This is a genomic window from Actinoplanes sp. NPDC049681 (genome assembly GCF_044465265.1).
GTDB lineage: Bacteria > Actinomycetota > Actinomycetes > Mycobacteriales > Micromonosporaceae > Actinoplanes.
The window spans coordinates 539,752-552,222 of the sequence record NZ_JBITLP010000002.1; the positions used below are offsets into that span (position 1 = coordinate 539,752).

The 12,471-nt window shown below is 74.0% G+C and carries 12 protein-coding genes; 6 read left to right on the forward strand and 6 right to left on the reverse strand.

Annotated elements, in window-relative coordinates; all coding sequences use genetic code 11:
* Positions 1–28: 28 nt before the first annotated feature.
* Positions 29–646: a TIGR03085 family metal-binding protein gene (locus tag ACIBO8_RS07935; protein ID WP_396114362.1), complete on the reverse strand. Its 618-nt coding sequence runs from the start codon at positions 644–646 to the stop codon at positions 29–31.
* A gap of 151 nt (positions 647–797) precedes the next feature.
* On the opposite strand from ACIBO8_RS07935, the gene ACIBO8_RS07940 reads away from it, so the two are divergent.
* Positions 798–2,576 (forward strand): ABC transporter ATP-binding protein, encoded by a 1,779-nt coding sequence (locus tag ACIBO8_RS07940; protein ID WP_396114363.1) that lies wholly within the window; start codon positions 798–800, stop codon positions 2,574–2,576.
* Complete coding sequence (locus ACIBO8_RS07945; RefSeq protein WP_396114364.1) at positions 2,573–4,345, forward strand: ABC transporter ATP-binding protein; 1,773 nt, start codon at positions 2,573–2,575, stop codon at positions 4,343–4,345. Before ACIBO8_RS07940 ends, ACIBO8_RS07945 begins: the two co-directional genes overlap by 4 nt.
* A 12-nt stretch (positions 4,346–4,357) precedes the next feature.
* Here the strand turns inward: ACIBO8_RS07945 and rpsD are convergent, their stop codons facing one another.
* Positions 4,358–4,966, reverse strand: coding sequence for a 30S ribosomal protein S4 (gene rpsD, locus ACIBO8_RS07950; RefSeq protein ID WP_396114365.1), 609 nt, complete (start codon positions 4,964–4,966; stop codon positions 4,358–4,360).
* 92 nt (positions 4,967–5,058) lie between these two features.
* Here rpsD and ACIBO8_RS07955 point away from each other — a divergent pair, with 92 nt between their 5' ends.
* The gene (locus ACIBO8_RS07955) at positions 5,059–5,811 is read left to right on the forward strand and encodes a DUF2470 domain-containing protein (protein ID WP_396114366.1); all 753 of its coding nucleotides are present in this window, start codon (positions 5,059–5,061) and stop codon (positions 5,809–5,811) included.
* On the opposite strand, the gene ACIBO8_RS07960 is transcribed toward ACIBO8_RS07955, so the two are convergent.
* The 4 genes from ACIBO8_RS07960 to ACIBO8_RS07975 form a co-directional block, all read right to left on the reverse strand.
* Positions 5,778–6,380, reverse strand: a complete 603-nt coding sequence (locus tag ACIBO8_RS07960; RefSeq protein WP_396114367.1) for a TetR family transcriptional regulator — start codon at positions 6,378–6,380, stop codon at positions 5,778–5,780. The two genes, ACIBO8_RS07955 and ACIBO8_RS07960, sit on opposite strands and share 34 nt — an antisense overlap.
* 19 nt (positions 6,381–6,399) lie before the next feature.
* Positions 6,400–7,137 (reverse strand): ABC transporter permease, encoded by a 738-nt coding sequence (locus ACIBO8_RS07965; protein ID WP_396114368.1) that lies wholly within the window; start codon positions 7,135–7,137, stop codon positions 6,400–6,402.
* Positions 7,134–7,859, reverse strand: a complete 726-nt coding sequence (locus tag ACIBO8_RS07970) for an ABC transporter ATP-binding protein (RefSeq protein ID WP_396114369.1) — start codon at positions 7,857–7,859, stop codon at positions 7,134–7,136. The genes ACIBO8_RS07965 and ACIBO8_RS07970 overlap by 4 nt, the downstream gene beginning before the upstream one ends.
* Before the next feature lie 152 nt (positions 7,860–8,011).
* Complete coding sequence (locus ACIBO8_RS07975; protein ID WP_396114370.1) at positions 8,012–9,709, reverse strand: hypothetical protein; 1,698 nt, start codon at positions 9,707–9,709, stop codon at positions 8,012–8,014.
* 209 nt (positions 9,710–9,918) lie between these two features.
* Between ACIBO8_RS07975 and hisI the strand changes: the two genes are divergently transcribed.
* From hisI to ACIBO8_RS07990, 3 genes are read left to right on the forward strand one after another with little or no spacing between them, the layout of a single operon-like run.
* Positions 9,919–10,368 carry a phosphoribosyl-AMP cyclohydrolase gene (gene hisI / locus ACIBO8_RS07980; protein ID WP_396114371.1) on the forward strand — a complete coding sequence of 150 codons (450 nt, stop codon included), beginning with the start codon at positions 9,919–9,921 and terminating at the stop codon, positions 10,366–10,368.
* A complete protein-coding gene (locus ACIBO8_RS07985) occupies positions 10,365–11,906 on the forward strand; it encodes an anthranilate synthase component I (RefSeq protein WP_396114372.1) in 1,542 nt (513 codons plus the stop codon). Before hisI ends, ACIBO8_RS07985 begins: the two co-directional genes overlap by 4 nt.
* Positions 11,903–12,448, forward strand: a complete 546-nt coding sequence (locus tag ACIBO8_RS07990) for a Trp biosynthesis-associated membrane protein (protein WP_396114373.1) — start codon at positions 11,903–11,905, stop codon at positions 12,446–12,448. Before ACIBO8_RS07985 ends, ACIBO8_RS07990 begins: the two co-directional genes overlap by 4 nt.
* The last annotated feature ends 23 nt before the right edge of the window (positions 12,449–12,471 follow it).

The window sequence follows — 12,471 nt, forward strand, 5'->3', positions numbered from 1 at the left end:
CAATCCGGTGCGGATCAAAGGGGCCAATTCACATGCTCAGCCGGGCCGTGCGGATGCTCTCGTCCCCGGTCACGTCGACCCGGGCGACCCGCTGGCGGCCGGAGAGGAAGAGGGTGAGCTCGCCCGGCTCCCCGGTGAGGACGGTGGCCGGTTCGCCGTCGCCGGCCTGGAACACCCCGAAGCCGGGCGCCTCGACGCGCACGGTCCGGCCCAGCCGCCGCAGGGCCAGCCGCGCGGTGAACCGCAGCGCCTTCCAGATCGCGGCCTGCTCGCCGCGGTCCAGGACCCGCGGCTGCCAGTCGGGCCGGGCGCGGCGTACGTCCTCGTGGTGGATGAAGAACTCGACGGTGTTGAAGAGCTCGTCGGTGAGCGGGTTGCTCACCGGGCTCCACCACGGCGGGGTGCGGACCTCCTGCACCACCTCGGTGTAGGGCCGGGCCGCCTTGGCGCGGCGTACGTGCTCACCGTGCCCGGCCAGGGGCCGGACCAGCACGCCGGCCGCCGCGTCCGGCCGGCGCTCACGGACGACGAGGTGGGCGGCGAGATCCCGGGCGGTCCAGCCCGCACACATCGTCGGTGCCTCCGGTCCCACCTCGAGCAGCAGATCCGCGAGGAGCGTCCGTTCGGTACGCGCATAACCAGCCATGAATGGATCGTAGGCGGCCACCGCCGGCAGGGCTGCGCGCGGATGTAACAGCGGACACAATGTAAATCGCGTGGCTTCGGACGGGCGGTTCGGCAGTATGGATCGGTAAGGCCGGGTGAGCCGGCGGGGACTTACCTCAGGGCGGAGGAACTTGACCACGAGGGCCAGCCGTGACGTCCTGGGTCGCGGCCTGCGCGTGCTGGGCCGCGCGATCCGCACCGAACCCCGTCTCTTCGCCATCGGCACCGCCGGCAGCAGCCTGTTCGGCCTTCTGGTGATCGCCAACTCGTTCGTGGTGGGCGCGGTGATCGGGCGCGTGGTCGTGCCGGCCTTCACCGAGCACCGGGCCGGCGCGGGCGAGCTCGGCCTGATCGCCGCCGTGTTCATCGGCATCTCGGTGCTGCGGGTGGCGAGCATCTTCGGCCGCCGCCTCGGCGCGGGCTTCATGCAGTTCCGGCTGCAGGCGCGCTACCGGCGGGCGGTGACCCGGCGCTACCTGTCCCTGCCGCCGGCCTGGCACCAGCAGCACGCCACCGGCACGCTGCTGTCGAACGCCAACTCCGACGTCGAGGCCGCCTTCGTACCCATCGCGCCCCTGCCGTTCGCCGTCGGCACGATCGTCATGGTCCTGGCCGCGGTGGTCTCGCTCTTCCTCACCGACTGGGTGCTCGCCATGGTCGGCGTCTGCCTCTTCCCGGCGCTGTTCGGCCTCAACCTGGTCTACTCGCGGCGGATGTCGCCCCGCCAGATCCGCGCCCAGCAGCTGCGCGCCAAGGTCAGCGCGGTCGCGCACGAGAGCTTCGACGGCGCGCTGGTGGTCAAGACCATGGGCCGCGAGGCCGACGAGTCCCAGCGCTTCCAGGTGCACGTGTCGGAGCTGCGGGACGCGCTGATCTCGGTCGGCCGGCTGCGCGGCCTCTTCGACCCGCTGATGGACAGCCTGCCCAGCGTCGGCACCCTCGCCGTGCTGCTGCTCGGCGCCTGGCGGCTGCAGACCGGCGCCATCACCGTCGCCGAGCTGGTCAGCGTCGCGTTCCTCTTCACCGTGCTGGCGTTCCCGGTGCGCGCGATCGGCTGGGTGGTCGCCGAGCTGCCGCGCAGCGTCGCCGGCTGGGAGCGGGTGCAGGCGGTGCTCGCCGCCGACGGCGACCTCGTCTACGGCACGGCCGAGCCCGCGGCGGAGGGCCCGGCGGCGCTCACCTTCGACCAGGTCCATTTCTCGTACGGCGAGGGCCCCGAGGTCCTGCACGACGTCTCCTTCACCGTCCCGGCCGGGCGCACGGTGGCGCTGGTCGGTGCGACCGGCTCCGGTAAGTCGACCATCGCGTCGCTGGCCGTACGCCTCGTCGACCCGGACAGCGGCACGGTGGCGGTGGACGGCACGCCGCTGCCCGCGCTCACCGAGCCGGCACTTGCCGCCACGTCCGCGCTCGTGCCGCAGATCCCCTTCGTCTTCGACGACACCGTGCGCGGCAACGTGGCCCTGGACCGCGACGGCGTCGACGACGCCCGGGTGTGGGCGGCGCTGCGGCTCGCCGAAGCCGACGGTTTCGTGGCGAAGCTGCCCGAGGCGCTGGACACGCCGGTGGGTGAGCGCGGCACGTCGCTCTCCGGCGGTCAGCGGCAGCGGCTCACCCTGGCCCGGGCGCTGGCCGGGCGGCCGCGGCTGCTCGTGCTCGACGACGCGACCAGCGCGGTCGACCCGCGCGTCGAGGCGGCGATCCTGGCGTCGCTCCGCGGCCACGACGCCGGCGCCTCGATCCTCGTCGTGGCGTACCGGCGGGCCACGATCGCCCTGGCCGACGAGGTCGTCTACCTGGAGGACGGCAAGGTCGTCGCCACCGGTACGCACGCGCATCTGATGGCGACCGAGCCGGGATACCTCGCGCTGGTCACGGCGTACGAGCAGGCCGAAGGGGCGCACCCGTGAGCACCGCTGTCGTGGAAGAGGGAACGCTCGCGACCGTGCGGCGCGGGATCGCGCTGTCGCCGGAGCTGCGGCCCGGACTCGCCGGCACGCTGGCGCTCGCGTTCGTGTCGATGGCCGGCCGGGTCGCCGTGCCGATCGCGGTCCAGCAGGGGATCGACCGCGGCATCCGCGCGCCGGGCGGGCCGCACCTCGGCACGGTCGCGCTGGTCGTCCTGCTCACGCTGGGCGTGCTGGCCGTCTCCACGACCTGCGGGTACGCGATGACCCGCCGGCTGTTCACGGTCAGCGAGACGGCCCTCGCCGCCCTGCGCGCCCGGACGTTCCGGCACATCCACGATCTGTCGATGCTGCACCAGCAGTCCGAGCGGCGGGGTTCGCTGGTCTCCCGGGTCACCGGCGACGTCGATCAGATCACCCAGTTCCTGCAGACCGGCGGCGTGATGCTGCTGCTCACCAGCGGCCAGGTCGTGGTCACGACCGTCGTCATGATCGTCTATTCGTGGCAGCTCACGCTCGTGGTGTTCGCCGCGTTCGTGCCGGCTCTCATCGTCATCCGGCTCTTCCAGAAGCGCCTCGCCGGCGTCTACCGGGTCGTGCGCGAGCGCACCGGGATCATGCTGGGCGCGGTCGCCGAGAGCGTCGTCGGCGCCACCGTGATCCGCGCGTACGGGGTGGCCGGCCGGACCGAGAAACGGCTCGACACGTCCATCGAGAACCTGCGGGTCTCCCAGCAGCGGGCCCTGCGGACCAGCGTGATCAGCTTCTCGACCGGCGAGATCGCGGCCGGCGTCGCGCTCGCCGCGGTCGTGGTGGTCGGCGTGCTGCTCGGCGTGGACGGCGGCCTGAGCGTCGGCGAGCTCACCGCGTTCCTGTTCCTGGTGACGCTCTTCATCCAGCCGGTGCAGATCGCGACCGAGGTGCTCAACGAGGCCCAGAACGCGGTGGCCGGCTGGCGCCGGGTGCTGGACGTGCTCGACCTCCAGCCGGACGTGGCCGACCCGGACACCCTTGGCGTCGCGCTGCCGCCGGGGCCGCTGTCGGTGTGCTTCCGCGACGTGTCGTACCGCTACCCGGGCGGTCCGGTCGTGCTCTCCGGCGTCGACCTGGAGATCCCGGCGCGCACCAAGGTGGCGGTGGTCGGCGAGACCGGCAGCGGCAAGACCACCTTCGCGAAGCTGCTCACCCGGCTCATGGACCCGGCGGGCGGCGAGGTGCTGCTCGGCGGGACGCCGCTGGCCACCGTACGGTTCGACTCGCTGCGCTCGCGGGTCGTCATGGTGCCGCAGGACGGGTTCCTGTTCGACGCGACCGTGGCCGAGAACATCCGCTTTGCCCGGCCGGAGCTCACGGACGACGAGCTGGAGCTGGCCTTCACCGAGCTCGGCCTGGCCGACTGGCTGGCGGGACTGCCGCGCGGGCTGGACACGCCGGTCGGCGAGCGCGGCGAGGCGCTCAGCGTGGGGGAGCGGCAGCTGGTCGCGCTGGTGCGGGCGTACGTCGCGGACCCCGACCTCCTGGTGCTCGACGAGGCGACCAGCGCGGTCGACCCGGCCACCGAGGTACGCCTGCAGCGCGCCCTCGACACGGTCACCCGCGGGCGGACCACGGTGGCGATCGCCCACCGGCTGTCCACCGCCGAGTCGGCCGACGAGGTCATCGTGGTCGACGCCGGGCGGGTCGTGCAGCGCGGCCCGCACGCCGAGCTGCTGCACGACCCGGAGTCCATCTACGCGAAGCTCTACGCGAGCTGGCTGGAGCAGACGCGCTGAGAAGTGGCGGTCTCAGCGCGCGTAGAACTCGACCACGAGCTGCTCGTCGCAGATCACCGGCACCTCGCTGCGCAGCGGCTTGCGGATGACGGTGGTGCGCAGCTCCTCGATCACCGTCGACAGGTACGGCGCGGTGGGCCCGTCGAGGTGGGCGCCGGTGGCCGCGATCTGGAACGGCGGCTTCTGCCGGCTGCTCTCCCGCACCTCGACGACCTGGCCGGGCTTGAGCCGGTACGACGGCCGGTCGACCTTCCTGCCGTCCACCGTGAAGTGGCCGTGTGCGACGAGCTGCCGCGCCTGGTAGACGGTTCGGGCCAGGCCGGCGCGCTGCACGGTGGCGTCGAGGCGGCTCTCCAGCAGGGCGACCATGTTCTCGCCGGTCTTGCCCTCGCCGCGGTGCGCGTCGTCGTACGCCCTGCGCATCTGCGCCTCGCTGACGTTGTACTGGTGCCGCAGCCGCTGCTTCTCGAGCAGGCGCACCTGGTAGTCCGACTGCTTGCGCCGGCCCCGGCCGTGCACGCCGGGCGGGAACGGGCGCCGCTCGAAGTACTTGACGCACTTGCGCGTCAGCGGGATGCCGAGTGCCCGCGACAGCCGGGCCTTGGGTCGGGAGTTGTTCACGGGTGACTCTTCCTCCGGTACGGATGCTCGTGCACCGATGCTATGGTTAGCCTCGCCTAACTAAGGCTAGCCTAACTGGCCAGGAGGTCCCCATGCAGCCCACCCACGCCGAGGTCGTACGGACGCTCGCGGCCGGCCACCTGCCCGCCACCGCGCACATCGCCTGCCGCCCGGGTCCGCTGCCGGTGCGGCACGTGACCGACGGCCAGGGCCGGGTGCTGCTGCTCTCGCCGCGCGACGGCGCGCTCGCCGAGGCCCTGCGCCCCGCACCGGACGCCGAGGACACCGCTCTCGTCCTCGACATCGCGGACGTCCCGCCGGTGGCCGGCGGGCCCTCGCTGGGCCGGGTCTGGGTGGCCGGCTGGGCCACGCCGCTCACCGGCGAGGACGCCCGGCAGGCTGCGCTCGACTACGCCGACACGGACCCGGCCCCGGACCTGCTCGACGTGGGCACCACCCAGGTCATCCACCGGATGGACGTCGCCGAGGTGCGCTACGAGCGGCACGGTGTCCTGGTCGACGTGGACCGCGACGACTACGTCGAGGCGGAACCCGACCCGCTGCACCGGATCGAGTTCGACCTGATCGCCGACCTCGCCGACCACCACGTCGACGAGATGGCCGGCTACGTCCGCCGCAGGCTCGGCCCCGCCGCGTGCCCGGGCGACGAGCCGCGCGTCGTGCGCCTCGACCGCTACGGCTTCGTCGTCCGCATCGGCGCGCGGCTCGCCCGGCTGTCGTTCCCCCGGCCGGTCGCCGACCGTCACGACCTGGCCCACCTGCTGCACCCGGTGCTGTGTGACCGGTGCGTTCAGAACACTCCCGGCAGCTCATCGGTCAGGTAGCGCTGCACGCTCGGGCCCACCGCGGCCACCAGCTGGTCGGCGTCGGCGGATGCCGCCGGCTCGACCTTGAGCACGTACCGGACGACGGCGAGGCCGGCGATCTGCGTCGCGACGAGGGCCGACCGCATCGGCGCCTCCTTCTCGTCGATGCCGAGCTCGGTCACCGCCCGGCGCAGCACCTGCGTCACCACGAACTCCCGCATCAGCCGCGCGGTCCACTCGTTGCTCATCGCGGAGCGCATGAGGGCGATCGCGGCAGCGCCGGCGGGCGAGTCCCACACGCTCAGCACCAGCCGCACCAGGCTTACGCCCGCCTCCTCGCGCGGCCCGGCGAGGGCCTCCGGGATCAGCTCCGAGGGGTTCACCGGCGAGTTCATGCTCGCCAGGAACAGCTTCTCCTTGGTGCCGAAGTAGTGGTGCACCAGCGCCGGGTCGACCCCGGCCTCCCCGGCGATGGCGCGGATCGACGCCTTGTCGAAACCCCGCTCGGCGAACACGGCACGGGCGGCCTCCAGGATGGACTGCTTGGTGTCCTGGTTGCCCGGACGCCGCCCGCTGCGCCGTACCAAAGAAGATCTCCCCGTCGTCTCAGCCGGTCCGCCGCCGCAGCGTCGCGGCCGCGAGCATCAGCGCCGCGATCGCCGCGGCCGTCACGACCGTCAGGTCCCACCACATCGTCGTGGTGGCGTCGGCATGCCGGCCGACCTGCGCGAGGGCGTCCACCGCGTACGACAGCGGAAAGACGTCGCTGACCGCCTGCAGCCAGCCCGCCATCTGCCCCCGCGGCACGAACAGCCCGCAGAGCAGCAGCTGCGGCACGACCACCACGGGTAGGAACTGTACGGCCTGGAACTCCGTGCGGGCGAAGGCGCTGCAGAACAGCCCCAGCGCGACCCCCAGCACGGCGTTGACCACGGCGATGATCACCACCAGGCCGGCGTTGCCGACGGTGTCGAGCCCGAGCAGCCAGTACGCCGCCCCGACCGCCACCGCCGCCTGCACCGCCGCGGCGAGACCGAACGCGATGCCGTACCCGAAAAGCAGGTCCAGTTTGCCCAGCGGGGTGGTCAGCAGCCGCTCCAGCGTGCCGGTGGTCCGCTCCCGCAGCATGGCGATGCTGGTCACCAGGAACATCGTGACGAAGGGGAAGACACCGAGCATCACCAGCGCGATGCGGTCGAACGTCGGGCCGGCGTTCTCGTACATGAAATACAGCAACGTCAGCAACGCCGCCGGCACGACGATCAGCAGCGCGACGGTACGCCGGTCGTGCCGCAGCTGCCGCAGGATCCGGCCCGCCGTGCTGAACGTGATCCGAAGGTTCATCGTGCCCCGACCTCCTCGCGGTCGCGGATCAGGCGCAGGAACGCCTCTTCCAGGTCCTCGGTGCCGGCCGCCGCGCGGATGGCGGCGGGGGAGTCGTCCCCGATCAGCCGGCCCTCGCGGATGAGCAGCAGCCGGTCGCAACGTCCGGCCTCGTCCATGACGTGGCTGGAGACCAGCAGGGTCGTGCCGGCGGCGGCGAGGGCGTGGAACTTCGCCCAGAGGTCGGCGCGCAGCACCGGGTCCTGCCCGACCGTCGGCTCGTCGAGCACCAGCAGCTCCGGGCTGCCGATCATCGCGCAGGCCAGGGACGCGCGGCTGCGCTGCCCGCCGGAGAGGTTGCCGACCAGCTGGCCCGCGGCGCCGGCCAGGCCGACGTCCGCGACGGCGCGGTCCGCGTCGGCCGCCGGGAGGCCGTAGAGGGAGGCGAAATACCGGGCGTTCTCGCGCACGGACAGGTCCGCGTAGACGCTCGGCGCCTGGGTGACATAACCGACGGTACGCCGCAGCGCCGCGGCGCCCGCCGGCTGTCCGAGCACCGTCACCGTGCCGGACCGGATGATCTGGACCCCGACGACGGCCCGGATGAGCGTCGTCTTGCCGCTACCGCTCGGGCCGAGCAGCCCGGTGACGCTTCCGGCCGGCACGGCGCAGGAGATCCCATGCAGGACCCTCCGCTTCCCCCGCTCGACCACGAGGTCGCGGACCTCGATGGCGCTGGACATCATGGCCTCCCTAAAACTCATCGGCTGGTGAGTTCAACGGTAGTTGAATTCGGGGCGCCTGACAATCCGCAGGTCGGAACGTGGCACACGACCATGACAAAAGGCCGCGATCCCGCCTCAGCGGGATCGCGGCCTCGTGGACCTCTCGCGGACTACAGACCCAGGATGCGGTCCAGGAACTCGCGGTAGCCGCGCATGGCCATGCGCATGCTCTCGGTGTCGGGTTGCTCGGTGCCCCGCAGCGGATCGAGCTGGTCGCGCTCGGCCAGCATCGACTCGGTCAGCTCGTGCACCGCATCGGTCAGCAGGTCGTGCGCCCGGGTCAGCGCGGCCACCGGGTCGTCCACGAACTGGGCCTTCACCTCGTGCCACTCGCCGCGGAGGCGTTCCCCGGCGGCCTCGTCCCAGAACGAGATCGGACTCGCGTCCAGGTCGCCCGGGCGCAGCGGCTTGCCCGCGGCCACGTCGGCGGTCTCCCGCGCGGCCCGCCGGCCGGCCGGGGCGTCGTCGGCCGAGCGGCGTCCGCCGGGCCGGTCGTCGCCCGCCCGCCGGGCGGCGTCCTCGTCGCCGGCCGTCCGCCGTCCGGTCTGCGGCTCGTCGAGGTCCGGCACCGCGCGCCGTCCGCCGGGCGGGACCTGCGCCGGTTGGAGCGGGGCCGGAGGAAGCGGGTCCAGCCGGAACCCGGCCTGCTCCGAGCCCCAGCCGCCGAGCTGGTCACCGGCGGCCGGGTCGGCCGGCGCGAACCGGTCCGGCGCGGCCTGGCCGGTGCCCGGCGCGAAACCCGGGAAGGGATCCAGTGGCGCACCGCCCGGACCCGCCGGGACGGACGCGCTCCCGGCGGAGGTGCCGCGGTGTGCCGGCGGGCCCCAGGCCTCGTGCGGGGCAGGCTCGGCAGCCTGCGGCGCAGGGGCGCCGCCGGGCTGGCCGGAGACCGGCTGTGCGGCGGCCGGGCGAGTGGAGGGCGGGAGCGGCACCGCGGCCGACCCGGAGGCGGCGGGCTGGCCGCTCACCGGGCGTCCGCCGAGCGGGTCGCCGGGCCGGCTGCTCGCCGGGCGTCCGTCCAGCGGGTCGCCGGGCCGGCTGCTCACCGAGTGTCCGCTGAACGGGTCGCCGGGCCGGCTGCTCGCCGGGCGTCCGTCCAGCGGGTCGCCGGACCCTCCGCTCTCGGGGCGTGCGCTGAGCGGGTTGCCGGGCAGGTCGGAGCCTGAAGCGGGCGGTGGCGGTGCGAGCGGATCGGCCGGCAGCTCCGGCACGGGCGGGTTGCCCGCGCCGGCGAAGGGCGACGGCGCGTACAGCGGCGGGGTGTCCGGTGGTGGCGCGAACGGCGAGCGCGAATGGGGCAGCGCGCCGTTGATCGCCGGCGACTGCCCGTTCGCCGACGGCGTGCCGCCGTGGCGCGGCTCGATCTCTCCGTTGCGGTGACCGTTGGTCTCCACGGGTGGGAAGCCTCCCTGGTTCGTCCAGCGCAGTCCGTTTGTCGTCCCGCCCAGCAGCGTGTCCGCGGGGCGCCGCGAGCCGAGTGCGACCAGCTTGGTGTCGTTGGTCAGCGCCGGGTGCGGCCGCGGTGCAGCGTAGGGGGTCGGGGCACCCCCGCTCTCCGCAAGCGGCGGATCGTCCGCGTCGCCGGTCGTGCCCGGCGCCCGGTCGTCCGGCAGTTCCGTTCCCGATTCGCCCGGCTCGCGCTGTTCCGTACCCGATTCCAAGGGCTCTGATCCGGGCTCTCGCGGCTCTGTTCCCGACGCGTCCGTCTCGGGGCCGGTCCGGTCCCGTCCGGGCTTGCCGGACGCCGGCCAGAAGCGGCCGAGGCCGTGCGACTGCCGGCCGTCCTCGGGGTTGGCCGTCGGCTCCATCTTCGAGACTCCCGTCACGGTGGCGGCGCGACCCGTCCGGACGGCCGGGCGGGCGGGCGCGGGGCGCGACACCCGGGCAGGCGCGGCGCACGACGACGGTACCGTCCTCGCCTCCGCCGTCACACCCCCTGTGCGGGTCCGTGACCGGATCGTGGGTTAGGCGGATAGGCCCCGTGGACGTTCGGGGGAGTGCGAGAGAATCTGGCACTGTGCCCGTCACTGATCTCGAGAACCAGCCCGCCCGGCCGTCCGCGCTCGATCCGGCCGTCGCCGCCCGCCTGCGCCGCAATCCCGACGGCCTGGTCGCCGCCGTCGTGCGGGAGCACGCCACCGGCGACGTCCTGATGCTGGCGTGGATGGACGATGAGGCGCTGCACCGCACCCTGACCACCGGACGCGCCACGTACTGGTCGCGCAGCCGCCAGGAGTACTGGGTGAAGGGCGCCACGTCGGGCCACCACCAGCACGTACGGTCCGTCGCCCTCGACTGTGACGGCGACGCCCTGCTGCTCACAGTGGACCAGGTCGGCGCCGCGTGCCACACGGGCGCGCACACCTGCTTCAACGACCACCTGCCCGTCAGCACGCCCGCGGAAAGCGACCCGCCGGCCGTGGGAAACGGGCTGCCGGCCCTGCTGCAGCCCGGGGAGGACGCGTGACCAGCGGCGCCGTGGCACCCGGCGAGGAGACGTTCGTCGCCCAGGCGGCGCGCCGACGGGTCGTGCCGGTGATCCGGCGGCTGCTCGCCGACGGTGAGACCCCTATCGGCGTCTACCGCAAGCTGGCCGGCGGCCCGGGCACGTTCCTGCTCGAGTCGGCGGAGCAGGGCGCGGGCTCCGCCGCCTGGTCGCGCTACTCGTTCGTCGGCGTACGCAGCGTCGCCACGCTCGTCGAGCGGGACGGCGAGGCCGCGTGGCTGGGCAGCCCGCCGGTGGGCGTACCGCTGAACGGGGACCCGGTCACGGCGCTGCGCGAGACGGTCGCGGCCCTGGCCTCCCCGAACGACGAGGACCCGGCCGGCGACCTGCCGCCGCTGACCGGGGGCATGGTCGGCTACCTCGGCTACGACCTCGTCCGCCGGTTCGAGCGCCTGCCCGCGACGGCCGCCGACGACGTACCCCTGCCCGAGCTCGGCATGATGCTCGCCACCGACCTCGTCGTGCTCGACCACTACGACGGTTCGGCGATCCTGGTCGCCAACGCGGTGCTGCCCGACGGCGCCGACGCGGCCACCGCGCGGGCCGCGTACCACCAGGCCGTGGGCCGGCTCGACGCGATGACCACCGCGCTGTCCCGGCCCACCCCGCCGATGATCTCCACGGTGGAGCGGGTGCCGCCGGGCGAGGTGGTCAGCCGTACGCCGCCCGGCGAATACCAGAAGGCGGTCGAGACGGCGAAGGAGGCGATCCGGGCCGGCGAGTGCTTCCAGATCGTGGTCGCCCAGCGCTTCGAGCGCGCCACCGACGCCGACCCGCTGGACGTCTACCGGGTGCTGCGGGCGACGAACCCCAGCCCGTACATGTATCTGCTGCGTTTCGACGACTTCGACATCGTCGGATCCTCGCCGGAGGCGCATCTCAAGGTGAGCGCCGCCGAGGGCGGCCACCGCCGGGCCCTGCTGCACCCGATCGCGGGTACGCGCTGGCGCGGCGCGACGCCGGAACAGGACAACGCCCTCGCCGCCGAGCTGCTGGCCGACCCGAAGGAGCGCGCCGAGCACGTCATGCTGGTCGACCTCGGCCGCAACGACCTGGGGCGGGTCTGCCGGGCCGGCTCGGTCGAGGTGCCGGACTTCGCGCGCATCGAGCGCTACAGCCACGTCATGCACATCGTCTCGACCGTGGTCGGCGAGCTGCGCGACGACCGCACGGCGTTCGACGCGCTCGCCGCGACGTTCCCCGCCGGGACCCTGTCCGGTGCGCCCAAGGTCCGGGCCATGGAGATCATCGAGAGCCTCGAACCGACCCGCCGCGGCCTGTACGGCGGCACGGTCGGTTACTTCGGCTTCGCCGGCGACATGGACATGGCCATCGCGATCCGCACGGCGTTGATGCGGGGCGGTACGGCGTACGTCGGGGCGGGCGCCGGCATCGTGGCCGACTCGGACCCGGCCGCCGAGGAGCAGGAGACGCGCAACAAGGCCGCAGCTGTGCTCGCCGCGATCGCCGCCGCCGAGACCCTGCGCGCGGCCCGGTGACCACGCCCGGCCGCAAGCTCGGCGTCACGGTCCTGACCTGCGCGGCGGGCGCCGGGCTGGCGCTGTACGGGATCACCCGCACCTGGGCGGTCGAGGTGACCGCCCGGCCGGGCCTGTCCGAGCTGCGGACCACCCGCACGGGCACCGACGTGGCGCCGTGGGTGATCGGGCTGGCGCTGGTGGCGCTGGCCGGTGCCGGCGCGCTGCCGGCGACCCGCGGTACACCCCGCCGCGTGCTCGGAGCCCTGCTCGCGCTCGCCGGTGCCGGGGCGGCGGCGGGCGCGGTCGTGGGCCGCGCCGGGCTGGACGCCGGGTCCGCCGGCGCCGGCGCCACGGTGTGGCCGATCGTCTGCGCGCTCGGCGGCGTGCTGGTCGTGGCGGGCGGCTGGCAGGCGGCGCGGCACGGCCACGAGTGGCCCGGCATGGGGGCGCGCTATGAACGCCGCCCGCAGCCCACGGTGACGGCCGGCGACGACCAGCGGGCGGACAACAGGGCGGTTTGGGACGCCCTCGACCGCGGGGACGACCCGACCGCGCGGTGACGCCCGGGCGGGCGGCGGCAACC

Excerpts from the sequence above, each read along its gene's own strand:
- ACIBO8_RS07955 (WP_396114366.1), top strand. The coding sequence starts at position 5,059 with ATGCAGCCCACCCACGCCGAGGTCGTACGGACGCTCGCGGCCGGCCAC.
- ACIBO8_RS07975 (WP_396114370.1), bottom strand. The coding sequence starts at position 9,709 with ATGGAGCCGACGGCCAACCCCGAGGACGGCCGGCAGTCGCACGGCCTC.
- ACIBO8_RS07935 (WP_396114362.1), bottom strand. The coding sequence starts at position 646 with ATGGCTGGTTATGCGCGTACCGAACGGACGCTCCTCGCGGATCTGCTG.
- ACIBO8_RS07970 (WP_396114369.1), bottom strand. The coding sequence starts at position 7,859 with ATGTCCAGCGCCATCGAGGTCCGCGACCTCGTGGTCGAGCGGGGGAAG.
- ACIBO8_RS07965 (WP_396114368.1), bottom strand. The coding sequence starts at position 7,137 with ATGAACCTTCGGATCACGTTCAGCACGGCGGGCCGGATCCTGCGGCAG.